This window comes from Rheinheimera baltica (genome assembly GCF_030731985.1).
GTDB classification, from domain to species: domain Bacteria; phylum Pseudomonadota; class Gammaproteobacteria; order Enterobacterales; family Alteromonadaceae; genus Alishewanella; species Alishewanella baltica.
Genome location: NZ_JAPJDY010000012.1, coordinates 38,722 through 62,703, shown reverse-complemented (window position 1 = coordinate 62,703; position 23,982 = coordinate 38,722). Strand labels below are relative to the sequence as shown.

Genomic DNA, 23,982 nt, shown 5'->3' with positions numbered 1-23,982 from the left:
AACAAAACCGTTAAAATTGCGCCGCAACATTCCCTATCTTTTCAGCCACCGCGAGATTGTTGCAATGCTCAGGATCAAACAAGAAGCCCTCACCTTTGACGACGTGTTATTGGTACCGGCGCACTCTACTGTTCTACCTCATACCGCCGATTTACGCACCCGACTGACTAAAAGCATTACGCTGAATATTCCTATGGTTTCTGCTTCAATGGACACCGTAACGGAAGCCCGTTTAGCCATTGCGCTAGCGCAGGAAGGCGGCTTAGGTTTTATTCATAAAAATATGACCATTGAGGATCAAGCGGCCAACGTTCGTAAAGTTAAAAAATACGAAAGCGGTGTGGTGTCAGACCCGGTTACTGTGACACCGGATATGAGTATCCGCGATGTGCAGTCGCTTGCGCAGCAGCATGGTTTCTCCGGTTTTCCGGTGGTAGATGCCAGCCATAATCTGGTGGGTATGCTTACCAGCCGTGATATGAGCTTTGAAGCGAATAACAACGAAAAAGTCTCAAGCTTAATGACGCCGCGCGAGCGCTTGGTTACCGTACTGGAAACCGACCCACGCGAAGAAGCGTTTAAGCGCATGCACGAGCACCGCATTGAAAAAGTGTTAGTGGTGGATGGCGCCTTTAAATTAAAAGGCCTTATTACCGTTCGCGATTATTACAAAGCCGCCAGTAAGCCAAACGCCTGTAAAGACGAGTTAGGCCGGTTACGTGTAGGCGCTGCTGTTGGCGTAGGCCCTGGTACAGACGAGCGTATTGCTGCGCTGGTTGAAGCCGGTGTGGATATTCTGCTGATCGATACCTCGCATGGTCATTCACAAGGGGTTATTGACCGTGTTAAGCAAACCCGCGCGCAATACCCGGATTTGCAAATTGTTGCCGGTAACGTGGCTACGGCCGAAGGTGCTAAAGCGCTGGCTGAAGCTGGCGCCAATGCGGTTAAAGTGGGTATAGGCCCGGGTTCAATTTGTACCACCCGTATTGTTACCGGTTGTGGTGTGCCACAAATTACCGCTATTTCAGAAGCGGTTATGGGCGTGGCCGGCACCGACGTCACCATTATTGCTGATGGCGGTATTCGCTTCTCTGGCGATGTGGCCAAGGCCCTGGTGGCCGGTGCTAACTGCGTGATGGTAGGCTCAATGTTTGCCGGTACGGAAGAAGCGCCAGGCGATGTTGAGTTGTATCAGGGCCGTTACTATAAATCTTACCGTGGAATGGGCTCGTTAGGCGCGATGTCGCAGCGCAATGGTTCCTCAGACCGCTATTTCCAGGGCAGCAACAATGCTGAAAAACTGGTACCGGAAGGTATTGAAGGCCGTGTTGCCTATAAAGGCCCAATGGAAAATATTATTCACCAGCAAATGGGTGGCCTGCGCAGTGCTATGGGCTTAACAGGATGCCCAACCATTGACGAACTGCGTACTAAACCAGAGTTTGTTCGGGTAACGTCTGCCGGTATGGGCGAGTCGCACGTACACGATGTGCAAATTACCAAAGAAGCACCAAACTACCGTTTAGGCTAAACTGATTTCGGTTTTATCGGCTGGCTCACACCAGCCGCTTTACTTTTTAAAGGTCGCTATGAACAAAAACATTCATCACCACCGCATCTTAATCCTCGACTTTGGTTCACAGTACACCCAGCTGATTGCACGGCGCGTGCGCGAAATTGGCGTGTATTGCGAGCTGTGGGCCTGGGATGTAACTGAAGAGCAAATTCGTGACTTTAACCCAACTGGTATTATTTTGTCCGGTGGCCCGGAAAGTGTGCACGAAGCAAATTCTCCGCGCGCTCCTCAGTATGTGTTTGAAGCGGGTGTGCCGGTATTGGGCATTTGCTACGGGATGCAAACCATGGCCGAGCAGTTAGGCGGCAAGGTGCAGGGCTCGGACATGCGCGAGTTTGGCTATGCTCAGGTTGAAGTGGTTGCAGCGAACGATTTATTTGCCAAAATTGAAGACCACGTTGGCGGTAACGGTAATGCTTTGTTAGACGTGTGGATGAGCCACGGCGACAAGGTAGTGCAAGTTCCGGACGGGTTTATAACCTGTGCTGCAACGCCAACCTGCCCACATGCGGGCATGGTAGACGAAGCACGCCAGTTCTACGGTGTGCAGTTCCACCCTGAAGTTACCCATACGCGTCAGGGCTTGCGTATGCTGGAGCATTTCGTTGCCGATATTTGTGGCTGCGACAAGTTGTGGACCCCGGCGTCGATTATTGAAGATGCCATTATCCGCTTAAAGCAGCAAATAGGTGATGACCAGGTTATTTTAGGTTTATCTGGTGGGGTAGACAGCTCGGTAGTAGCGATGTTGTTGCACCGCGCCATTGGCAAAAACCTGACCTGTGTGTTCGTTGATAACGGCTTGCTGCGCTTAAACGAAGGCAAGCAGGTGATGGACATGTTTGGTGACCATTTTGGTCTTAACATCATTAAAGTTGATGCTGAAGATCGCTTCCTTGATGCGTTAGCAGGCCAGAATGACCCTGAAGTTAAACGTAAAACCATCGGCCGCGTGTTTGTTGAAGTGTTTGACGAACAGTCGCAACTGCTGGAAAACGCCAAGTGGCTGGCGCAGGGCACCATTTACCCTGACGTGATTGAATCTGCTGGCTCTGCCACCGGTAAAGCGCACGTAATTAAATCGCACCATAACGTTGGCGGCCTGCCAGCGCATATGAAGCTGGGTTTAGTTGAGCCACTGCGTGAGCTGTTTAAAGACGAAGTGCGTAAAGTGGGCTTAGAGCTTGGCCTGCCATACGACATGCTGTACCGTCACCCGTTCCCGGGACCCGGTTTAGGTGTTCGTGTATTGGGCGAAATTAAAAAAGACTACTGCGATATCCTGCGCCGTGCCGACGCGATTTTTATTGAAGAGCTACACAAAGCCGACCTTTACAACAAAGTAAGCCAGGCGTTTGCGGTATTCTTGCCGGTAAAATCAGTGGGTGTAATGGGCGATGCGCGTAAGTATGATTGGGTAGTATCACTGCGTGCCGTAGAAACCATCGACTTTATGACCGCGCACTGGGCACACCTGCCATACGAGCTGCTGGGTAAGGTGTCAAACCGTATTATCAATGAGATCAACGGCATATCCCGCGTGGTATACGATATCAGCGGCAAGCCGCCAGCGACGATAGAGTGGGAATAACCCCCTTAAGCTAAATAAAAAAGGCCAGCGCAATGCTGGCCTTTTAGTTAATGATAGCCTGGCTTAAAGCTTACTTAATTACTACTTTGTTGCATTATTTTTGGTATTCGCCAGACTTTTTTAGCTTAGCTAAACCTTGATTAAAGTCATCGCGCAATCGCTTTTCTAGTGCTTCAGCAACAGGCATTGCCAGTGCGCTATGTTTAAGATGTAACAAATGATACAAACCAAAGGGACCTATCGTCGTTGCCGCTTTATTTGCATTATCCAGCGGCAAAGGCGCTATCAATTTGCTTTCTGCCCAAAGCATATAATCAATTTTGCCAGAGTCGAACATCGCCATGACGCCATTCCAATCACTGTTAAAGTAAAGCTTAGCTTCAATATTGGTCGCTAACAGTTGTAAGGTAGCGTCTTGTGTTGGAACTAAGATACGTAGCTTGGCGTTTCTTAAAACACTGTCCTGGCAAACAATGCCCTTGCGACAATACAATACCACTTGCACCGTATCTAGCAGTACTACCGGGACTGCATTATCAATACCCCGTAACACCGGTTCTAACCTTGCAACATCACCATCGACTAAGTTGTATGCAAAGAGTTTAAGTGTTCTTGCGCCTTCGGCTTCTTGAAACCTAAGTTGGTAGCCTAATTCCCTATACACGTCTTGCAACATTGGTATCAAAATCGCGTGCGTTATAGGATGGTTTGAATGACTAAATAACAACTCGTCCGCCATCACCTGTCTACCAGGCAGTAATGCTGAAAACAGTATGAGTGAGAGCCGGAAAACATATTTCATATTTGGATCCAGTGCACTTTATGGCTACAGTATAAACCACGATTGAACTATAAAAGTGCCAGTGTCAAAACTGGCATAAAAAAACATCAAAGAGCAGCCTTATGATGCGAAATGTTAAACAGCTTCACTTCAGTATTGTTATTAACGCGCCGGTGCAGACAGTATGGCAGCGCATGTTGTCTGATGTGGGTTACCGTTCATGGACTTCCGCTTTTTGCGAAGGTTCTTACTTTAAAGGCAGTTGGCAGCAGGGCGAAACCATACGGTTTTTATCGCCGTCGGGCGATGGTATGGTGGCTATCATTGCTGAACATAAACCGCTGGAACTTATGTCGATAAAGCATCTGGGTTTTATTGTTAGCGGAAAAGACGATTTTAGCAGTGACAAGGTCACCAGCTGGGCGCCAGCTTTTGAAAATTATTACTTTCATGACACTGATGGTGTTACAGAGCTTAGGGTAGAGCAGGATATTGCACCGGAGTACGAGCAATATATGCAGGACACCTGGCCTCTGGCATTGCAGAACCTAAAAGCGTTATGCGAGCGTAATGATAGGCTTAATTGAAGCCCTGCAAGTTAAATAGCGCTGTACTTTTTCACCTGCCCGACAGCAAACAGATTTAAACAAATAATTAATAAATCACTATTCAGCCTCGTGCTAAACACTTAGTATATGCCTGTTATTACATTATATTGTCCCCATATCTGGTACAATACTAATGATAGTTAATTGACTGATATGAGATTTGAGCCTTGTTATCAATATTACTTGTAGATGATGATCGCGAATTTACCGACGTTGCCAGTCACATCATCGACTTTTTAGGGCATACCGTGTCTGTTGCGGCCAATCTGGAAGAAGCCAATGAATGGCTGCAACACAACAATTTCGATCATATTCTGCTGGATTTCATGCTGCCTGATGGCAGCGGTATCCACTTGATGGATAGAGTACAGCAGCTGTTTCCGGTGCCGAAAGTGACCTTTATTACCGGCCACCCATCGGTTAAATCAATCATTGCTGAGCTATGTGGGCCTAAGGTTGATTACTTACTTAAACCTATTCAGCGTGAAGCGCTGGAGCAGGTGCTAAGCCCGGCCAAAGCTAAAGTCAAAAAAGCTGCCACAAGCGAAGTTAAAAAGCACTTTGATTGTCTGATCGGTGAGTCTGAACCGATGCGGCAGCTGTATACCATGATAGAACGTGTCGCAGCGTCAAACGCCAATGTGATGCTGATGGGGGAGAGTGGCGTAGGAAAAGAGGTTGTCGCGTCTGCCATCCATAATGCCAGTAAAGTTGCGGGCCAACTGGTTGCGACCAACTGTGGTGGCTTGTCAAAAGAGCTTATCAGCAGTGAGCTGTTCGGCCATGAAAAAGGCGCTTTTACCGGTGCTGTTGCACAAAAAGCGGGTGTGTTTGAACGGGCACAGGGCGGCACATTGTTTCTGGACGAAGTAACTGAAATGCCGCTGGATATGCAGCCGAATTTATTACGGGTACTGGAAACGAAGAAAATTATCCGTGTTGGCGGTAGCAAAGAAATCGCTGTCGATTGCCGGGTAGTTTCGGCGACGAACAGAAGCATGCAGAACATTGCCGAACAGAATATTCTGCGTGAGGATATTTATTTTCGCTTGGCGGTGTTTCCGATAGAGATCCCGCCGCTGCGCGAACGGTCTGAAGATATTCCGTTGCTGGCAAAAGCGTTTTTAGCCAATTTAAATGAAGAAAATAATACTGACTATCGCTTAACTGACGCACAGCTGCAGCGCCTGGCCAGCTTTGATTGGCCGGGTAACGTCAGGGAGCTGCGCCACACCATTCACCGCGCTTATATCATGAGTGACCCGGCGAAAAAAGAAATTGAGCTGCCAGCCTCTTTTGCATCACCCTTTTCGGCGGTTAAAAAGGAGCAGACAGGGCTGACACCGGGTAAAACGATAGAGGAAGTTGAAAAAGAACTGATTTATCTGACACTCAAAAAAGTAAATGGTAACAAGACATTGGCGGCCGATATGCTGGGTGTTAGTGTTAAAACTCTGTATAACCGCTTAAATGCGTATGGTGGCCTGGGCGAGCTTAGCTAAGTTTGCAAACGGGAGGTAAGACGGATGGCTGACATTACGCCGGAAAGATTAGCACAACAGATCCATGATATCCGTAAGCCGCTAAACCGAATATCAATGCAGGCTGAGCTCATCAAGCTGGTGCTGGAAAATAATTTACCACCGGAGAAAGCGATAGAGGCGGTGGATAAAATACTGCAGTCCTGTCAGGACTGCAGTATTTTACTGCAAAGCCTCGTAGACACCTCACCGTGATATCCCAACTAAGGAATTAATAGATGCCAAAACGTGTATTTGACAGCGCGCGTGCCAGCTGGTTTTTGTTGGGGGCTGTCATGATGTGTCTGATCGCTTTCAATGGTTATCTTGCTGTCAGTTCGGTTAAAGAACTCAGTAGTACTCAAACCAGCCTGACCAATACGGGTGACATTATCACCAAGCTAAACAATTTGCATTTGTCATTGTTGTCTGCCGAATCTGGTCAGCGGGGGTATTTATTAACAGACGACGAATTATATCTTGAGCCTTATCAGGAGGCATTGCTGCAGGTAAGAGCACAGGTTGCTGATGTTAAGACTATACAGTCTGAGATGCCTGAACAGCAGCTGCGCATCAACGAGATCGTCCGTCTCAGTGAGGCTAAAATAGCCGAGCTTACAGAAACGGTAGAGTTAGCGCGGCAAAATAAAGAAGCGCTTGCGCTGAAATTGTTAAGAACAGACCGCGGCCAAAATATCTATATGGAGCTGCGTGCTTTGTTTGATGTAGTGGGGCAAACCGAAAAATCCAATCGTGAAAACTTATTTTTACGTCTGTCAAAAGGCCGTAAAGATGCATTACTGAATTTTATATTGTCAGGAGTCATGAGTAGCGTGCTGGTTGTGCTAATGCTATTTCTGTCTTTTATAAACGTCAGGAAAGAGCGCAAGTACCTGGACGTACTCGAAATGCAGAATGAGAATTTAGCAATCAAGGTTGAGGAACGTACTCAGGAGCTGCGCTTGTATTCCGAGGAGTTGAGTAGAAGTAACAGAGAGCTTGAAGATTTTGCCTTTGTTGCATCGCATGATTTGCAGGAACCACTGCGCAAAATTCAGGCATTTGGTGACAGGTTAGAGTCGTCTTTCAGCCAGGACTTAGGCGAGAAGGGGCTGGACTATCTGAAACGGATGCGCAATGCAGCAAACAGAATGTCATTGCTTATCAGTGATCTGTTGGATTTCTCCCGCATCAATACCCGCGGCAGAGACTTCGCCGACACAGACCTGAATGAGGTCGTTAATGATGCGCTGGACGATCTTGAAATCGCTATGCAGGAAAGCGGCGCTCAGGTAAATACCAGCACTTTGCCCGTTATTCAGGCAGATAACAGCCAACTGCATCAGCTGTTTCTTAATTTGCTGTCAAATGCGATTAAGTTTCGCAAGCCGGACACCGCGCCGGTTATTAGCATTACTGTGGCCATTCACGAGCCAAACATTATGCAACAAGCCATCTGCGACAACTGGTATCATATAGAATTTAAAGATAACGGTATTGGCTTTGCTGAGGAATATGCTGAAAAGATTTTTACGCCGTTTCAGCGTTTGCATGGACGCTCAGAATACAAGGGGACCGGAATTGGCCTGGCAGTGTGCCGGCGCATTGTTGAGCGCCATCGCGGGTTGATTTACGCATCAGGTGAACCGGGTACCGGCTCTACCTTCACTTTAGTTTTGCCTGCCGATGCCACACCATTTGGCAGCAAAGGAGACTAAATAATGCCACTTATTACTAAAACCCGGCCTATCACTATTTTGATGGCGGATGACGATGAAGACGACCGGTTATTAACACAGGATGCGCTGCGCGAAAGCCGGGTGCTGAACTCACTGTATTGTGTTGAAGACGGTGTTGAACTGCTGGAGTATCTGCGTAAGCAGGGTAAATATGCTATCGGCGCACCATGCCCCCGGCCAAGTTTAATTCTGCTTGATTTAAATATGCCGCGTATGGACGGCAGAGAAGCGCTGCGTGCGATTAAAGATGACGAGAATTTGCGTGGTATTCCGGTGGTTATATTGACTACGTCTAAGCAAGAAGAAGATATGGTAAGGGGTTATAATCTGGGCGCGGCGTCTTACATTACCAAGCCGGTTAACTTTGATGGCCTGGTTGAGCTGATGCGTACTTTGGGCAAATACTGGGTTGAATTTGTCGAGTTGCCAGAACAAGACGATGACTGAGTTATTAAAGCCGGTCGTTCGGGCCAAAATTCTGTTGGTTGAGGATGATGAAGATGACTACATTATTACCCGCAGTCATCTTGATGAGTTAACATCGCTCGACAGTCAGCTGACCTGGGTTACCAATTCCACGGATGGCTTGCAGAAATTGACCGAAGGTTACTTTGATGTGTGCCTGCTGGATTATCAGCTCGGTGCAGAGACCGGCTTGTCTTTACTGCAGCAGGCCGTTGCTGCTGGTATTTCTACACCCATTATCATGCTAACGGGGCAACCGGATAAACAGCTGGATTTACAAGCACTGGAATATGGCGCAGCTGATTTTCTGGTGAAGAGTGAGCTGACCGAGGCCCGCTTTGCCAGAGCCATACGCTATGCATTAAGCCGGCGCGAGTTTGAGCTTGAACGCCTGAACCGGATGCAGCTTGAAGCTGATAACAGGTCAAAAGACCGCTTCCTGGCTCACTTAAGCCATGAGCTCAGAACGCCGCTGTCGTCGATATTGGGCTATACCGAGTTACTGCTCGAATCGGATACCGCAGAAGAAGCGCGGCCCGAATTAAATATTATTCTGAATAACGGCAAGCATCTGCTTAGTTTGCTGAACGACATATTAGACCTGTCTAAAATTACTGCCAACAAGCTGGAATTGCGGCCTGAGCCAACCAGCCTGCGCCATATTTTGCTCGATATCTATACGCTGCTTAAAGTAACCGCAGTTGATAATGGTCTGACGTTAACGGTTAATTCGTTGACCAGTTTGCCTGTGCTCATTACGGTGGATAGCACCCGTTTACGTCAGGTACTGATAAATCTGATCTATAACGCTATTAAGTTTACAGATAGTGGCGGTATTACGGTTGATTTGTGGGTGCAAAAAGCTGACGGTAAAGAAATGCTGTATTTTCGCGTCACAGATACCGGCGTCGGTATACCTGCCGGGCAGCTGAAAGATATTTTTGCGCCCTTTATGCAAGTTGAAGATTATCTGACAAGGAAAAAAGGTGGCGCTGGCCTGGGGTTAGCTATTTCAGCAGAGCTGATCCAGCGTATGGGCGGTAGCATCGATGTTGTGTCTGAAGAGCGAAAAGGCAGCGTCTTTACCTTTTGTGTTGACCCGGGGGATATTAGTGATACCCAACGCTGCTATTTTAATCCGGAGCAACGACTAAATGATGGTCACAACAGACAGGGTAAAATAACGCTAAGCGGCGAGGTGCTGATTGTTGACGACCTGGCAGACTTACGCAAACTGGCGGGTTATTGGGTTAAAGCTGCTGGCGCCAGTGTAGATTTTGCTGAGAACGGCTCACAGGCCATTGAGAAGGTGAAACGCAAGCTTGATTCGGGCAGCAGTTACAGCCTGATACTGATGGATTTGCACATGCCGGATATTGATGGTCGTGAAGCCACGTCAATGATCCGCTCGCTGGGGTATCAGTATCCAATTGTTGCTCTGACTGCAGCCATGGCGAAAGACATCAGGCAGCAGTTAGCAGGATTAGGATTTAACGACGTACTGTCTAAACCGATAACGAAACATCATCTGTATCGCACACTGCGCTCCTATTTAACCGGGCCGACAGTGTTACAGTCTGACGTGCAACCCGCAGAGAAAAAGCTGCATTTTCTGGTGGTGGAAGACGACGCAGAAGCTGCGCAGCTGATGCAAATTTTGCTCGAAAGCCTGGGGGTAACAGCAACGTTGGCACAAAGTGCGGAAGAGTGTATGCAGCTGTTAGCATTGCATCATCACTTTGACCGCATTCTGCTGGATATGGGGCTACCCGATTGCAACGGCTTGCAACTGGTTGAACGTATAGAGCATAGCTATCCGGAAAATGTTGTCATTATTGTCAGTGGCCATGATTATGAGCCGGCTGTATCGTCCAGCGCTATAGTACAGCAAAGCATTGTTAAGCCGTTGAGCAAACAAACCCTGAATCAGATTGTGAGCACATGCCGTTGATTTTTAGTGAGTTAAATGAAGTGAACTGAGCTGTTCATTCAGTTTGGGCAGTGTAAATAATTCCTACTGCTATGTTGGTATTACACTTTGTTAACGCCCTAAGATTAGCTGCACCTTGCATGTTTTTATTGTAAATTATTGAAAAAATTGAAATTAATTTCATCCTCCTTGCTGGCATAAAGCTTGTAATAAGGTAACTGACTCTGGCCCAACGGGCTGTTAGTTATTTTGTGCATTTTATGGAGGCTACAATGAAAAAATCTTATCTGGCTGCATTAACGGTTTCTGCGCTTTTCCTTTCCTCTGCTCATGCTGCTCCGGGTGATGAAGTTGACCATATGGGCATTTATGTCGGCGCTGGCTATGGTTTACTGAATGTTGATGGTGACGATGAAGATTTTGACCGCGAAGACAATGCTACCCGCATCTTTGCCGGTGCCCAATTTAATCAGGCTATCTCGTTAGAAGGTGGCTATATCGATTTTGGTAATTATGGTAACAGCGTATTTAACACGGATTTAGACGGCTACACCTTAGCGCTGAAAGCCGGTTTACCTGTGTCAGATCGTTTCACTGTGTATGCGCAGGGCGGTAATATCTGGTGGAAAGCTGATATTAATGCAACCGATGATAATGATGATGTTGACGGTTCGGATATTTTCTACGGCGTTGGTGTTTCGTTTGCACTGACAGAGAATTTAGACTTGCGTCTGGATTACACCCGTTTCGATGTTGAGTTTAACCGTGATGAAATAGGCATTCTGGCTGAAATTGATAACTTTGACACTAAAGTCGACTACGCCAGCTTAGGTATCCAGTATACGTTCTGATTTGTTGTCTCATTCCCGATAACGCCGGCACTTCCTGTTGCCGGCAGTTACTACTCTTTATACATCAAAAAAAGCGTGAATATTCTCTGAACCCTAAGGCGAACTTTGCCCGCTGAACCGGGTCTTACGGCTGTTAGCCCAGGGCGGATCGGAGTAAACGGAATGAATAAATTAGCGAAATTGTGGCGGGACAACCGCGGTGTTATTGTATTTTTAAGCCTGATGTTTGTGTTTAGAAGTGCTGTGGCGGATTGGAACGATGTACCCACCGGCTCAATGCAGCCGACTATTCAAATTGGCGATCGTCTTTTAGTGAATAAAATGGCCTACGATCTGCGAGTACCCTTTACTACTAAATCGTTAATTAAACGTGCCGATCCTGAGCGTGGTGACATTGTTATTTTTATGTCTGAAGCGGCGGGTGATCGCTTGGTTAAGCGGGTTATTGGTGTACCCGGCGATGTGGTTGCAATGCATAACAATGTGCTTAGCATCAATGGCAAACGTTTAGACTATGCTGCACAAGCTGCCGTTGCCGATAATGCGATGGTGTTAACCGAACAGTTGGACGCGATTACGCATCAGGTGAAATTAGCGCCATTTTCTACCGGCCGTGACAGCTTTAACCCGGTAACCGTGCCCGACAACAGTTACTTGGTATTGGGTGATAATCGGGACAATAGCGCAGATTCCAGGGTAATTGGTTTCGTGCCGCGTAACGAGATTGTTGGCCGAGCCAGTACGGTGCTGTTTTCACTGGATTACGATAACTACTTGTTGCCTCGCAGTGAGCGGTTTTTCGCTGCGTTATAGTAGGTAATATTGGGTCGCACTACTTTTTGTTGTCTGGCGTATTGCTGTAAATAACAGATCTTACCTGGGCTTTATAAGCAGCCACTTGCTTATAAAAAGTTAGGTTTGCCAGCGCTAAAAAGTGGTGTTAGCTTTAGTAGCAGTGCTTACAGACGTGTACATATAATGGACGACATTCTAAAAGAACTAACACAATCAATCGACAACAATAATTTAGAGCTTCAAGTTAGGGCACTTATCCAGTTACTGCAGCAGTCTACTGGGCTGGAGTCCGCTTATTTTACCCGCATCGATGTTGATAAAGGTGTGCAACATATTGTTTATTCAATAAATACAGGTCAGTTGCAATTAAATGAAGGCTTGTCAGTTAACTGGGATGATACGTTGTGCAAAAGGGCAATAGAACAGCAACAATTTGTGACTACTGATGTGTCTGCTTGTTGGGGCGACTCAGCGGCGGCTGCTGAATTAGGTATCAATACGTATATAAGTGCCCCAGTTGAATTATCCGATGGCCATTTGTATGGCACCGTATGTGCTGCTAGCACAGAAAAAACCGCCGTCTCAGATAAAAGTGCCAGTTTACTGCTACTTATTGGTCGGCTTATTGCAGTACAGGTTGAACGCGAAAAACTGTTACAGCAACTGGCGTTAGAGAATCGGCATTATCGTAATGTAGCGCTGACCGACCCGTTAACGGGTCTTGGAAACCGGCGCGAGTTAGAGTTGGAATTACAGCGCGAGTTAGCCAATAGCCAGCGCAGTGGCAGTGCAATCTTTGTTGCCTATATTGATTTAGATAACTTCAAAACAATTAACGACCAATATGGTCATGATGCAGGTGACCGATTGTTATTAGCGATAGCTGCCAATTTAAAAAAAGGCCGTCGGGAAGGTGACTTTATTGCCCGTGTAGGCGGTGATGAATTTGTCGTTTTTGGTTTGTTAACGGGTAACGATATTATGCATGCTGCCAAGGCACTGCGTGAGCAGCTTTTTAACAGCACTGAGGGCCGTTTTGATATTGCAGATACGTTCTTGCATTACAAAGGAGGCAGTGTCGGATTAGTGATTGCTGAACCCGGTGAAAAAATAAGCCATTTACTAAAGCGGGCAGATGAAGAGATGTACCGTGATAAAAAACGGCGCGCCACAGCACGCCGTTATTAAATAGTTTTAGGGGTGTTTAGTTGCGCTTAGTCGCACCCACTCATCCTGTACGGCGATAGGGTCAAAGCTGAACTCGTCGCTATAAGCGTCAATCACGCTTTGCGCCTGACTTTCCAATATGCCTGATAACGCCAGTTTGCCGCCGGGTTTTACATAAGCACTAATAATGTTTTTTAGCTCAGCCAAGGGGCCGGCCAGAATGTTAGCCACCACGACATCTGCCTGAAAGTCTTGCGGCTGATTTTGCGGTAAATACAGCTCTATCTGTCCTTCAACATGGTTGCGCTTGGCATTGGCGGTACTGGCTTCTATAGCTTGCGGGTCAATATCAACACCAATGACGCGCTTAGCGCCCAGTTTTAATGCGGCGATACCCAAGATGCCAGAACCACAGCCAAAGTCGACTACAGTTTGCTCTGGTTGAATAGTCGCATCCAGCCATTGCATGCAAAGCGCTGTAGTAGGGTGGGTGCCGGTACCAAAGGCTAACCCCGGGTCTAACATCACATTGACTGCTGTAGGATCTGGAATGTCACGCCAGCTGGGGCAAACCCATAGCCGGTTACCGAACTTTATAGGATGAAAGTTATCCATCCACTCGCGTTCCCAGTCTTTATCCTCCAGCTGTTCTAGCTTGTACTCCACACCCTGTTTAAAAAACGACACTTGCTCTAGCAGCTTTAGTACCTTGTCCATCGGATGCTCGGCATCAAACAGGCCAACTACCACGGTGTTAGTCCAGTAAATTACCTCGCCGGGCATCGGTTCATAAATGGGGGTGTCGTGGGCATCAAGAAAACTCACCGCCTGCGCGCCCCAGCCCATAAGCATATCACTAACTTGCTCGGCTTTTTCTTCAGTGGTTGTCACTCGCAGTTGGATCCAGGGCATAAATAGTCTCGCAGATAAAATTTTGCCGCATTATAGCAAAAAGGCCGCAAAAGCGGCCTTTAATCTATAACTGAGTGCTACTTGATACCCAGTTTATGTTCCAGATAGTGGATGTTGGTGCCACCTTGGCAGAAACCTTCATCACGCATAATGTCTTTGTGCAGCGGGATGTTGGTTTTAATACCTTCTACCAGCAGTTCATCCAGTGCATTACGCATACGCGCAATGGCGATATCACGGGTTTCACCGTAAGTAATTAACTTACCGACCATAGAGTCGTAATTTGGTGGCACAGTGTAATCGGCATAAATATGCGAATCCCAGCGAATACCGTTACCACCGGGTGGATGGAAACGGCTAATCTTGCCTGGCGAAGGCATAAAGGTTTTTGGATCTTCAGCATTAATACGACATTCCACAGCATGGCCGCGGATGATAATATCTTCCTGCTTCAGGGTCAGTGGCATACCAGAGGCAACGCGCAGTTGTTCTTTAATCAGGTCGACGCCGCTTATCATTTCTGTTACAGGGTGCTCTACCTGGATACGGGTATTCATCTCGATAAAGAAAAACTCGCCGTTTTCAAACAGGAACTCAAAGGTGCCGGCACCACGATAGTTCATCACTTTACAGGCATCAACACAGCGACCGCCGATAAAGGCACGTAGCTCTGGTGTTATACCCGGCGCTGGCGCTTCTTCAACGACTTTTTGGTGCCGACGTTGCATAGAACAGTCACGTTCACCTAAGTGAATGGCATTACCCTGGCCATCTGCTAATACCTGAATTTCGATATGACGTGGGTTCTCAAGGAATTTTTCCATGTACACCATGTCATTACCAAAAGCGGCTTTGGCTTCAGCTTTGGTCATCTCGATAGAGCTTACCAATTCTTCTTCGCTGCGAACCACGCGCATACCACGGCCACCGCCGCCGCCTGCAGCTTTAACAATGATGGGATAACCAATGCGCTTGGCAATGACCATGTTAGTGGCCGCATCGTCACCTACTGCACCATCTGAGCCAGGTACGCAGGGAACGCCCGCTTTTTTCATCGCTTCAATGGCAGAGACTTTATCACCCATTAAACGGATAGAATCCGGGTGTGGGCCGATAAATACTAAGCCGCTTTCTTCTACCTGTTGCGCGAAATCTGCGCGCTCGGCTAAAAAACCGTAGCCAGGGTGAATAGCCTGCGCATTGGTCACTTCAGCCGCGGCAATTAATGCCGGGATATTCAGATAGCTTTGTGGTGAAGGTGCCGGGCCAATACAAATGGTTTCATCAGCTAGCAACACATGTTTTAAATTACGATCGACGGTGGAGTGCACCGCCACCGTTTTAATGCCCAGCTCTTTGCAAGCGCGTAAAATACGCAATGCAATTTCGCCACGGTTGGCAATCAGTACTTTTTCTAGCATCAGTCTGCCTTTTGCGTTATTCGATCACAAAGAGTGGCTGGTCAAATTCAACCGGCTCGCCGTTTTCAAGCAAAATGTCTTTTACCACACCGGCCTTATCAGACTGGATTTGGTTCATCATTTTCATCGCTTCGACAATGCACAATGTATCGCCCACTTTAATTGTTTGGCCCACTTCAACGAAATTCTTCGCGGTAGGAGAGGCGGCACGGTAGAAAGAACCCACCATAGGCGATTTAACTACATGGCCACTAACGGCTGCCGGAGCTGCGGCCGCAGGTGCTGCAGCTGGCGCGGCGGCAGGCGCCGGTGCTTGTGCATATTGCTGTGGTGCCGGAGCATAATGCTGCATTGGCGCGTACTGTGGTGTCGGGCCATTACGGCTAATACGCACAGATTCTTCACCTTCGGTGATCTCAAGCTCAGAGATACCTGACTCTTCCAGCAGCTCGATCAATTTTTTAATCTTTCTAATATCCATGTCTATTTAGCCTGATTTAGTTATTACTATTTGGTTGTTTGTAATGCTGTTATCGCCGCGTCTAAAGCATAGTGATAACCTCTGGCCCCCAGACCACAGATCACCCCTTTGGCGATATCAGATAAATACGAATGGCGGCGAAACTCTTCGCGCGCATGTACATTTGATAAATGCACCTCAATAAAGGGAATGGCTACTGCCAGCAGGGCATCTCGAATAGCCACACTGGTATGGGTAAAAGCACCCGGGTTAATCAAAATAAAATCTTGTTGCCCCAGACTTTGTTGAATCGCAGTCACCAGCTCATGCTCGGCATTAGATTGTAAATGTGTCAGTTCGACACGTTTTACGACAGCCTGTTCCGTCAAATCTGAAATAATGTCAGCTAAGGTTGCTGAACCATATACCGCAGGCTCACGCACACCCAACATATTCAGGTTAGGGCCGTTTAAGACTAAAATTCGATAAGTTGCCGCCATTTGTGCGTAATTCCCGCTAATTGTTTTAATCCGGCACTATCTTGCCAAAGCTAAGTGATAATTGCATCTGTTTGACAACTTTCTGTCAAAAGCTGAGCAATTGGCTTAACAATAGCGCCTTATTATAGTGAAATCGTGACAAATGGCAGCAAAATACTGGTCTTATCAGCCAGAAGGCAGGCAGGAGTAAGCGGCGCTGGGTAAAAGCGCCGCAATAAAACTTACTGTTGGATTTGTTTCAGGTGGGCAGCAAAGTCACTGGCGTTCTTAAAACCGATAACACGGGCTTGCGTTAACTCTTTACCTTGGGGATCAAATATCAATAATGCTGGCAGGCCTAGCACTTGATAGTTACTCAGTAGCTTTTGGTCTTTCAGGCTGTTTTTTGTCACATCCACTTTCAGCAATTGCATTTTTTTCATTTGCGCCTGTACCTCAGGCTTAGGGAACGTTAAATGCTCGAACTCTTTACAGGCAATGCACCAGTCGGCATAAAAATCGACTATCGTGTAGCGCCCGTCGGTATTAGCCAGTTTTTGCTGTAGTTCATCTAAACCATCGACAAGCTCGAAACTGGCGTTTTGCTCTGTGGCCTGGCTGGCTGCAGGCGCTGGCCACCAGTGAGATACATTTAGGTATAAGGCTGTGACTAACAGCAACTGCCCGACGATCAATAACACGGCTTTCGCGGTCGCATTTTGCAAACTAAACAGTACCCGGTACAAATAGATAACAAAGGCTAATGTCAACAATGAGCCTGCAGCGATAACGTAGTCAAACGACAGGAAGCGGTCGAGTAAAATTAGCGGTACTGCCAGCAATAAAAAACCAAAGGTTGTTTTTACCGCATTCATCCAGTTGCCTGCTTTGGGTAGTAGTTTGCCACCAGAGCTACCCAATAACAGTAGTGGTAAGCCCATCCCTAAACTTAAAATGTACAACGTTATGGCACCTAGCAATAAATCCCCGCTTTGTGCGACATACAACAGGGCTGCTGACAGCGGTGCAGTAGTACAAGGCGAAGCAATAAGGCCTGATAACGCGCCCATAACAAACGCGCCCTTTAATGAGCCCCCTTGCTGTTTATTGCTAATACCGCTGACTTTCTCCTGCCAGCTGGACGGTAAACTTAAATTAAATACACCAAACATCGATAGCGCTAACAACACAAAAATCACGCTGGCTACAATAAGCACCGCAGGGTGTTGCATGTAACCTTGAAACTTTACGCCCAAACTGGCAATAACTAAGCCAAGCAACGAATAGGTGATAGCCATACCTTGAACGTATGAAAACGACAAGCTAAAGGCGCGTTTGTTAGACAGTTGTGAACCCTGGCCAACAATAATGCTGGTAAGAATGGGGTACATTGGGAACACGCACGGGGTAAACGCCAGGCCAATGCCGAGTAAAAAGAACCCGGCTAAGGTGGCGATACTGGCGCCATCAGTCAGTTTCTCCGCCAGAGTATTTTGGCTGGACACCGGAATGCTATTGGCACTGTCGCCTGATGTAACACTGGCGGCGATGTTTGAACTATTATTGGCTGCGGCACTGGACGAAGTGTCTGATGCAGTTGCTGATAAGGGTAACAAGGGCAGTTCTTTAGTTACCGGTGGATAACACAAGCCGGCTTCTGCACACCCCATATATTGAATTTTAAACACGCCATCTTCGCTGACATCGGTTAGCGGGATGCGTAATGTTAGCTGATGAAAATACACGTTAGTAACGCCGAAGTATTCATCTTCAATTTGCATGCTGGCTGGATAAGACGGGTGCGAAAAACTTACGGCGATGCCACCCAGTTTTATTTTGTCTTTGTATAAATAGTAGCCGTCAGCGATAGTCCAGCTAATCACTAACTCATCTTGTTTTTGTACGTAGTCAAAAACGAACGCCTGTTCTACCGGCAGGAAGCTATCATCAGCTTTAAGCAAGCTGTCTAAGACGGAACTTTGTTGGGCCTGAACCGGCACCAGCAAACTTAACCAGAGTATCAATGGCAGAAAAAACACTTTAAACATCAGCTTCTACTTCCTTATTTACGCAATTGCGTTGCAACAGCCTAACATTAACATGTGAACATATACGGTGATAGCGACAAAAGGTTGCTGTCTATGCGATAAATGCCACTCCAGCTCAGACCTGTAACTGTGGCAGAATATTTCATTTGGGCTGACGATAATCTACCCGCCTTAAGACAACATTAAGAAATTTTTGCTTTTGCCCTTGGATTTTTTTCCTGTTCGCCCCATATATCCTGCACACAATTTAACACCCATGTTAAAACACAAAATAGCTTTAGGAGATAGAGCATGAATATTCGTCCATTACACGACCGTGTCATTATCAAACGTTTAGAAGCTGAAAGTAAATCAGCGGGTGGCATAGTCTTAACGGGTGCTTCTGCCGAGAAATCTACTCGGGGTGAAGTGGTAGCCGTTGGCTTGGGCCGTGTTTTAGATAACGGTGACGTAAAACCGTTAGATGTGAAAGTTGGCGACAAAGTATTGTTCGGCGCTTATGTAGAGCGTACTGAGAAAATTGAAGGCCAGGAGTATGTGATCACCAAAGAAGACAATATCTTAGGTGTGATCCTGGATTAATTCTATTCGAACCGTATTACGCATTAACTGAATGTAAGGATTAAGAGAAATGGCAGCAAAAGACGTACGTTTTGGCGATGAAGCCCGCAACAAAATGCTTAAAGGTGTAAATATTCTGGCTAACGCAGTACGCGTTACCTTAGGTCCGAAAGGCCGCAATGTTATTCTGGATAAATCTTTCGGCGCACCAATGATCACTAAAGACGGTGTATCTGTTGCGAAAGAAATTGAGCTGGAAGATAAGTTCGAAAACATGGGCGCACAGATGGTGAAAGAGGTTGCCTCTAAAGCCAATGATGAAGCTGGTGACGGCACCACTACTGCAACGGTATTAGCGCAAAACATCATTAATGAAGGTGTTAAAGCGGTTGCAGCGGGTATGAACCCAATGGATTTAAAGCGCGGTATCGACAAAGCTGTAATAGCCGCTGTAGCTGAACTTAAGCTGTTATCTCAGCCGTGTGCAGACAGCAAAGCTATTGCGCAAGTAGGTACTATCTCTGCCAACTCTGACGATGAAATCGGCCAGATTATTGCAAACGCAATGGATAAAGTAGGTAAAGAAGGCGTAATCACTGTTGAAGAAGGTCAGGGTTTAGACAACGAGCTTGACGTGGTTGAAGGTATGCAGTTTGACCGTGGTTACTTGTCTCCGTACTTCATCAACAACCAGGAAGCAGGCCAGGTAGAACTGGATAACCCGTATATTCTTACTATTGATAAGAAAGTATCTAATATCCGTGAGTTATTGCCAGTATTAGAAGCTGTGGCTAAGTCAGGTAAGCCGTTGTTGTTAATTGCTGAAGATGTTGAAGGCGAAGCCTTAGCAACGTTAGTAGTAAACAACATGCGTGGCATCGTTAAAATTTCTGCAGTAAAAGCACCAGGTTTTGGTGACCGTCGTAAAGCCATGCTGCAAGACATTGCGACATTAACCGGTGGTACCGTGATTTCTGAAGAAATTGGTATGGAACTGGAAAAAGCAGGTCTGGAAGAATTAGGTACTGCTAAGCGCGTTGTTATTACAAAAGATAACACCACCATTATTGATGGTGCTGGCGATCAGGCTGCAATTGATGGCCGTGTTAAACAAATTCGCCAACAAATTGAAGAAGCAACATCAGATTACGACAAAGAAAAACTGCAAGAGCGTCTGGCTAAATTAGCTGGTGGTGTTGCGGTTATCAAAGTTGGCGCTTCTACTGAAATCGAAATGAAAGAGAAAAAAGCCCGCGTTGAAGATGCTCTGCATGCAACCCGTGCTGCGGTAGAAGAAGGCGTAGTGCCTGGCGGTGGTGTAGCGTTAGTTCGCGTAGCGGCTAAGTTAGGCGACCTGCGTGGCATTAACGAAGATCAAAACCACGGTATTAAGATTGCACTGCGTGCAATGGAATCACCGTTACGTCAAATCGTTGATAATGCCGGTGAAGAAGCGTCTGTTGTAGTAAACAACGTGAAAAACGGTTCAGGTAACTACGGTTACAATGCAGCGACCAGTGAATACGGCGACATGCTGGAGATGGGTATTCTTGACCCAACTAAAGTAACCCGTTCAGCATTGCAATTTGCTGCATCAGTAGGTTCATTAATGATTACCACTGAAGCCATGGTTACTGAGTTGCCTAAAGGTGATGCCCCAGCAATGCCAGATATGGGCGGCATGGGTGGCATGGGCGGCATGATGTAACTCGTTAGCGCTCACTAACGTAAAGCCCCGCTATTTGCGGGGTTTTTTTATGCCAGCAATATCGTATGTTAACGGCGGGCGCTACAATTTTATACAAAACACTACAGTCCTTGGTCGATAAATCGGGCTATAGTTAGCCAAGTTAACTAAACTTTGTGCAAAATATACACCCTAACAAGGTATTGCACGCTATTGCGTGAGTAGAAGCAGGAGACAGGTTATGCGTAACATTATAGTGCTTTGTGGGTTGGCCGCACTGGCATTCAGCTCAGTACACGCTGCCGAGGTGAAAGTGCAATGGCAAGACCCGGAAAAGTTTACCGATATTCGTCCGGCAAACGATAGCCGCAAAAGCTATCGCGAGCGCGTTATTCGTAAGTTTGATGAATTCTTTCAGCAGATGGCCACTAAATTGCCTGAGGGCTACAGCTGGGATGTTACGGTAACGGACATCGATTTGGCTGGCGATGTCGATTACTTTATCAGTGGCGCAGGTAATGCGCTTCGCGTTGTTAAAGACATTTACTCGCCTGCAATGAAGTTTAGTTACGTGTTGCGGGATAACCATGGTGAACAAGTCATGCAGGCTGATGAAAAACTGCGTGATATGGGGTTTATGCAATCGATACGTTCGGCGCATAATTCAGATGAGTTTCGTTATGAAAAACGAATGCTGGAAGATTGGTTTGAGCGTGAATTAAAGCCCGGAGTCGAGCAGCATCAACATATGCTACCTAAAGTGAGTGTTAAACCTGCAGTGTAGATCTCATTAATTTGCTATCACTATGTCTGTCACTTTTAATGTGTGGCAGACATAGCAATGAAAATGTCCTATAAACAGCAAGAACCCGTATGAAATATTATTGTGTTGTTAGCAGCATCCTAAATTCTGCAAGTGTGGCATGCAGCTGTTTTAACTGCTGTACCACACGCTGGAGTGTCGCAGTATTAAACTGCTGGCTTTGGCGCATTGCCGCAACCTGTTCAGCAGTTTCAGCCAAGTACGGCATAAAACGGTTACTTGATGCCTGAAATAGCTTATTGTCGGCAAAGATACGCTGATGTTTGGCATGGCCTTGTTGCTGCAGGTTGTCTAACAGGGCATCGGCATCGAGCGCTTTGCGATACAGCTCTTTTAAATTGTCATCAAGTTGAGTCAGTAAAGTATCCATAATAAAGCTTAATGGCGAATAAGTAGCGCTATTATGCCATAAGGCGACGGCGGCTTCAGCAGCTGCAATGTTTATCTGTGATACAAAGTATTTTTTTGTCTACCCGTTTCCTTAAGAAACGTTTTGTTATATTATCTCGTTTCTTAAGTTTTAGTCGCCAGAGTGAGCACTGTGTTAGCAACAGTTAGAAGTATGTTTGATAAAATCGGAATTACGGTGACGTCGCTTTGCGCCATTCACTGTATTATGCTGCCCGTTATCTTACCGGTTTTACCCTTGTTGGGGCTTAGTGCTGTGCATAACCATGCGTTTGAACGTATTGTGTTATTGGTCACCATGGTATTGGGTTTTATAACCCTTTTTATTGGTTTTCATCGCTACCATCGTAAACTCTATCCGTTTTACTCGTTGTTTCTTGGCGGTTTTATTTACTGGCAAAAAGACGCCTGGGGCCCACAAAACGAACATGCTGTGTTAATGGTTGGGGCTGCACTCGTTGTTTTAGCGCATATTATGAACATGCGGTTGTGTAATAACTGTAATAGTTGTGAAGACGAGCACTAGATAGACAGCATAAAAAAATCCCGCCTTGGCGGGATTTTTGCTTTTAAGGGTTACGATATTGTCAATCGTTGCCGGCTCTTTGCCGGATAGTTGCTAAAAATACCATCGACCCCATATTGCTGCATACGGTGGATATCGTCGCCTTGATCCACGGTATAAACATACACTTTTAACCCCCGTGCTTTAGCATCGTTAACAAAAGCCTGATTGATAAAGCTGACATCACAATTAACAGAGTAGGCTTGCAGCGCTTGGGCAAAGGCTGCGTAATCCAGTGGTAAACTTGCAGTTAGTGCGCCGGTTTTTAAATCTGGCCGTTGTTGTTTAATGACAGCGAGCAGATGATGGTTAAAAGAGGAAATAACCAAGCGTTGACTGTTAAAGTTAAGTTCACGCTCGGCTTTATCCAACAAAGCCAGAAGCGGAGCTACGGTATTGTCGCCTTTTAGTTCGATGTTCAACCATAGCGAGTTGTGTTGTAAACGTTGCAATATCTGCCAAAGAGTAGGGATGCGTTCACCGCGGCCGGCGTCCAGCTGCATCAGCTGCGCTAAGCTGTACTGGTAAATACTACCGCTGCCGTTAGTGGTGCGAGCCAGATGATGATCATGAATAACGATAAGCTCGTTTTCAACGGCGAATACATCTATTTCAATAGCATCAGCACCCTGAGCTATAGCCTGATCAATAGCCAGCAGGGTGTTCTCCGGGTAGTCGCCGCTGGCGCCACGATGAGCAATGATTTGCATATTATTTTAGTTCAGCAAAAGGCGCGCCCATGCGGGTGATGGTGCCTGGCTGCTGATCGTCCAGGAAAGACAGCTTATCGGCAGCAAAAGCCAATACTACTGTTGAGCCTAACTTAAAGCGGCCCATCTCAGCGCCTTTTTCCAACGTAATGGCATTTTTTCCCTGTGCAGGATAGGTCCAACGAAATACATTTTTCCCTGCAGGGGGAGTTACTGTGCCGGCCCAAACCGTTTCAATGCTGGCTACAATAGTTGCACCCACCAACACCAGTGCCATTGGGCCCAGCTCGGTATCAAAAATGGTTACCACGCGCTCATTACGGGCAAATAAGTCGGGCACGTTTTCTGCGGTTAACGGGTTAACCGAGAATAAATCACCCGGCACATAAATCATCTGACGTAAGGTGCCTGAAACGGGCATGTGAATACGATGGTAGTCTTTTGGCGCCAGATAAATAGTGGCAAAATCGCCACCGATAAAGGGTTCAGCGCTAGCATTATCGCCACCGAGGAGAGCTTGTAGCGAGTAAGTGTGGTTTTTTGCCTGCACTAACTCGCCCTGAATGATTTCACCCAGCTGGCTAATACACCCATCTACCGGATGAGCAATAATATTGGCGTCGCTGGCTAATGGCCGGATACCGTCTTTTAATGGCCGGGTGAAAAATTCATTAAAGCTAACGTAGTCTTGGGCGCGTTCAAATTGCGCTTCACGCATATCAATACCGTATGCTTTTATAAAGCGGTTAATGAGAAAATGAGTAAACCAACCCAATTTCGCTGCGGCCAGTTTGCCTACCAGGCGCGAAATTAAATGCTTTGGCATAATGTACTGCAGGGTAATTTTTAAATTATCCATTATATTTCCAATAATCAGTTAGT

Annotated in this window: 24 protein-coding genes; 15 read left to right on the top strand and 9 right to left on the bottom strand. The window is 46.6% G+C overall.

Annotated features, from left to right (window positions below; genetic code table 11):
• Positions 1 to 64: 64 nt before the first annotated feature.
• Both guaB and guaA read left to right on the top strand, forming a co-directional pair.
• On the top strand, positions 65 to 1,534 hold the full coding sequence (gene guaB / locus ORJ00_RS17915; RefSeq protein WP_027672563.1) for an IMP dehydrogenase: 1,470 nt from the start codon (positions 65 to 67) through the stop codon (positions 1,532 to 1,534).
• A gap of 58 nt (positions 1,535 to 1,592) precedes the next feature.
• Positions 1,593 to 3,170 (top strand): glutamine-hydrolyzing GMP synthase, encoded by a 1,578-nt coding sequence (guaA, locus tag ORJ00_RS17910; protein WP_305975271.1) that lies wholly within the window; start codon positions 1,593 to 1,595, stop codon positions 3,168 to 3,170.
• A gap of 94 nt (positions 3,171 to 3,264) precedes the next feature.
• Here guaA and ORJ00_RS17905 read toward each other — a convergent pair whose 3' ends face one another.
• Positions 3,265 to 3,972: a transporter substrate-binding domain-containing protein gene (locus ORJ00_RS17905; protein WP_306140482.1), complete on the bottom strand. Its 708-nt coding sequence runs from the start codon at positions 3,970 to 3,972 to the stop codon at positions 3,265 to 3,267.
• Between the two features lie 101 nt (positions 3,973 to 4,073).
• Between ORJ00_RS17905 and ORJ00_RS17900 the strand changes: the two genes are divergently transcribed.
• The 9 genes from ORJ00_RS17900 (at position 4,074) to ORJ00_RS17860 (ending at position 13,047) form a co-directional block, all read left to right on the top strand.
• Complete coding sequence (locus ORJ00_RS17900; protein ID WP_306125656.1) at positions 4,074 to 4,538, top strand: SRPBCC family protein; 465 nt, start codon at positions 4,074 to 4,076, stop codon at positions 4,536 to 4,538.
• Positions 4,539 to 4,726: 188 nt separating this feature from the next.
• Positions 4,727 to 6,061, top strand: coding sequence for a sigma-54-dependent transcriptional regulator (locus tag ORJ00_RS17895; protein WP_306140481.1), 1,335 nt, complete (start codon positions 4,727 to 4,729; stop codon positions 6,059 to 6,061).
• Between the two features lie 24 nt (positions 6,062 to 6,085).
• Positions 6,086 to 6,295 (top strand): histidine kinase, encoded by a 210-nt coding sequence (locus ORJ00_RS17890; RefSeq protein WP_305977335.1) that lies wholly within the window; start codon positions 6,086 to 6,088, stop codon positions 6,293 to 6,295.
• 23 nt (positions 6,296 to 6,318) lie between these two features.
• A complete protein-coding gene (locus tag ORJ00_RS17885) occupies positions 6,319 to 7,797 on the top strand; it encodes a sensor histidine kinase (protein ID WP_306140480.1) in 1,479 nt (492 codons plus the stop codon).
• Positions 7,798 to 7,800: 3 nt separating this feature from the next.
• Positions 7,801 to 8,265 (top strand): response regulator, encoded by a 465-nt coding sequence (locus ORJ00_RS17880; protein ID WP_305977333.1) that lies wholly within the window; start codon positions 7,801 to 7,803, stop codon positions 8,263 to 8,265.
• Complete coding sequence (locus ORJ00_RS17875) at positions 8,258 to 10,234, top strand: response regulator (RefSeq protein WP_306140479.1); 1,977 nt, start codon at positions 8,258 to 8,260, stop codon at positions 10,232 to 10,234. Before ORJ00_RS17880 ends, ORJ00_RS17875 begins: the two co-directional genes overlap by 8 nt.
• A 251-nt stretch (positions 10,235 to 10,485) precedes the next feature.
• Positions 10,486 to 11,064, top strand: a complete 579-nt coding sequence (locus ORJ00_RS17870) for an outer membrane beta-barrel protein (RefSeq protein ID WP_305977331.1) — start codon at positions 10,486 to 10,488, stop codon at positions 11,062 to 11,064.
• Positions 11,065 to 11,226: 162 nt separating this feature from the next.
• A complete protein-coding gene (lepB, locus tag ORJ00_RS17865) occupies positions 11,227 to 11,877 on the top strand; it encodes a signal peptidase I (protein WP_306125655.1) in 651 nt (216 codons plus the stop codon).
• 165 nt (positions 11,878 to 12,042) lie between these two features.
• A complete protein-coding gene (locus ORJ00_RS17860) occupies positions 12,043 to 13,047 on the top strand; it encodes a sensor domain-containing diguanylate cyclase (protein ID WP_305976369.1) in 1,005 nt (334 codons plus the stop codon).
• A 6-nt stretch (positions 13,048 to 13,053) separates the two neighbouring features.
• On the opposite strand, the gene prmA is transcribed toward ORJ00_RS17860, so the two are convergent.
• The 5 genes from prmA to ORJ00_RS17835 form a co-directional block, all read right to left on the bottom strand.
• The gene (prmA, locus tag ORJ00_RS17855; RefSeq protein WP_306125654.1) at positions 13,054 to 13,938 is read right to left on the bottom strand and encodes a 50S ribosomal protein L11 methyltransferase; all 885 of its coding nucleotides are present in this window, start codon (positions 13,936 to 13,938) and stop codon (positions 13,054 to 13,056) included.
• A 77-nt stretch (positions 13,939 to 14,015) separates the two neighbouring features.
• Positions 14,016 to 15,359, bottom strand: a complete 1,344-nt coding sequence (gene accC / locus ORJ00_RS17850; RefSeq protein WP_027672500.1) for an acetyl-CoA carboxylase biotin carboxylase subunit — start codon at positions 15,357 to 15,359, stop codon at positions 14,016 to 14,018.
• A gap of 16 nt (positions 15,360 to 15,375) precedes the next feature.
• Entirely contained in the window at positions 15,376 to 15,840 is a 465-nt protein-coding gene (accB, locus tag ORJ00_RS17845; RefSeq protein WP_027672499.1) for an acetyl-CoA carboxylase biotin carboxyl carrier protein, read from the bottom strand.
• Between the two features lie 26 nt (positions 15,841 to 15,866).
• Complete coding sequence (gene aroQ, locus ORJ00_RS17840; protein ID WP_027672498.1) at positions 15,867 to 16,319, bottom strand: type II 3-dehydroquinate dehydratase; 453 nt, start codon at positions 16,317 to 16,319, stop codon at positions 15,867 to 15,869.
• Between the two features lie 221 nt (positions 16,320 to 16,540).
• On the bottom strand, positions 16,541 to 18,346 hold the full coding sequence (locus tag ORJ00_RS17835; protein ID WP_306125653.1) for a protein-disulfide reductase DsbD: 1,806 nt from the start codon (positions 18,344 to 18,346) through the stop codon (positions 16,541 to 16,543).
• Between the two features lie 291 nt (positions 18,347 to 18,637).
• On the opposite strand from ORJ00_RS17835, the gene ORJ00_RS17830 reads away from it, so the two are divergent.
• From ORJ00_RS17830 to ORJ00_RS17820, 3 genes are all read left to right on the top strand, one after another.
• Positions 18,638 to 18,928 (top strand): co-chaperone GroES, encoded by a 291-nt coding sequence (locus ORJ00_RS17830; RefSeq protein WP_027672496.1) that lies wholly within the window; start codon positions 18,638 to 18,640, stop codon positions 18,926 to 18,928.
• Positions 18,929 to 18,977: 49 nt separating this feature from the next.
• Positions 18,978 to 20,615, top strand: coding sequence for a chaperonin GroEL (groL, locus tag ORJ00_RS17825; RefSeq protein ID WP_027672495.1), 1,638 nt, complete (start codon positions 18,978 to 18,980; stop codon positions 20,613 to 20,615).
• Between the two features lie 220 nt (positions 20,616 to 20,835).
• The gene (locus ORJ00_RS17820) at positions 20,836 to 21,378 is read left to right on the top strand and encodes a DUF3016 domain-containing protein (protein WP_305976377.1); all 543 of its coding nucleotides are present in this window, start codon (positions 20,836 to 20,838) and stop codon (positions 21,376 to 21,378) included.
• 97 nt (positions 21,379 to 21,475) lie between these two features.
• Here ORJ00_RS17820 and ORJ00_RS17815 read toward each other — a convergent pair whose 3' ends face one another.
• On the bottom strand, positions 21,476 to 21,787 hold the full coding sequence (locus ORJ00_RS17815; protein WP_306140478.1) for a primosomal replication protein PriC: 312 nt from the start codon (positions 21,785 to 21,787) through the stop codon (positions 21,476 to 21,478).
• Between the two features lie 192 nt (positions 21,788 to 21,979).
• Here ORJ00_RS17815 and ORJ00_RS17810 point away from each other — a divergent pair, with 192 nt between their 5' ends.
• Entirely contained in the window at positions 21,980 to 22,351 is a 372-nt protein-coding gene (locus ORJ00_RS17810) for a MerC domain-containing protein (RefSeq protein WP_240474938.1), read from the top strand.
• Between the two features lie 50 nt (positions 22,352 to 22,401).
• On the opposite strand, the gene ORJ00_RS17805 is transcribed toward ORJ00_RS17810, so the two are convergent.
• Together ORJ00_RS17805 and asd are read right to left on the bottom strand one after the other, a co-directional pair.
• Positions 22,402 to 23,100 carry a glycerophosphodiester phosphodiesterase gene (locus tag ORJ00_RS17805; protein ID WP_306140477.1) on the bottom strand — a complete coding sequence of 233 codons (699 nt, stop codon included), beginning with the start codon at positions 23,098 to 23,100 and terminating at the stop codon, positions 22,402 to 22,404.
• Between the two features lies 1 nt (position 23,101).
• Positions 23,102 to 23,959: an archaetidylserine decarboxylase gene (gene asd, locus ORJ00_RS17800; RefSeq protein WP_306140476.1), complete on the bottom strand. Its 858-nt coding sequence runs from the start codon at positions 23,957 to 23,959 to the stop codon at positions 23,102 to 23,104.
• Positions 23,960 to 23,982: the final 23 nt, after the last annotated feature.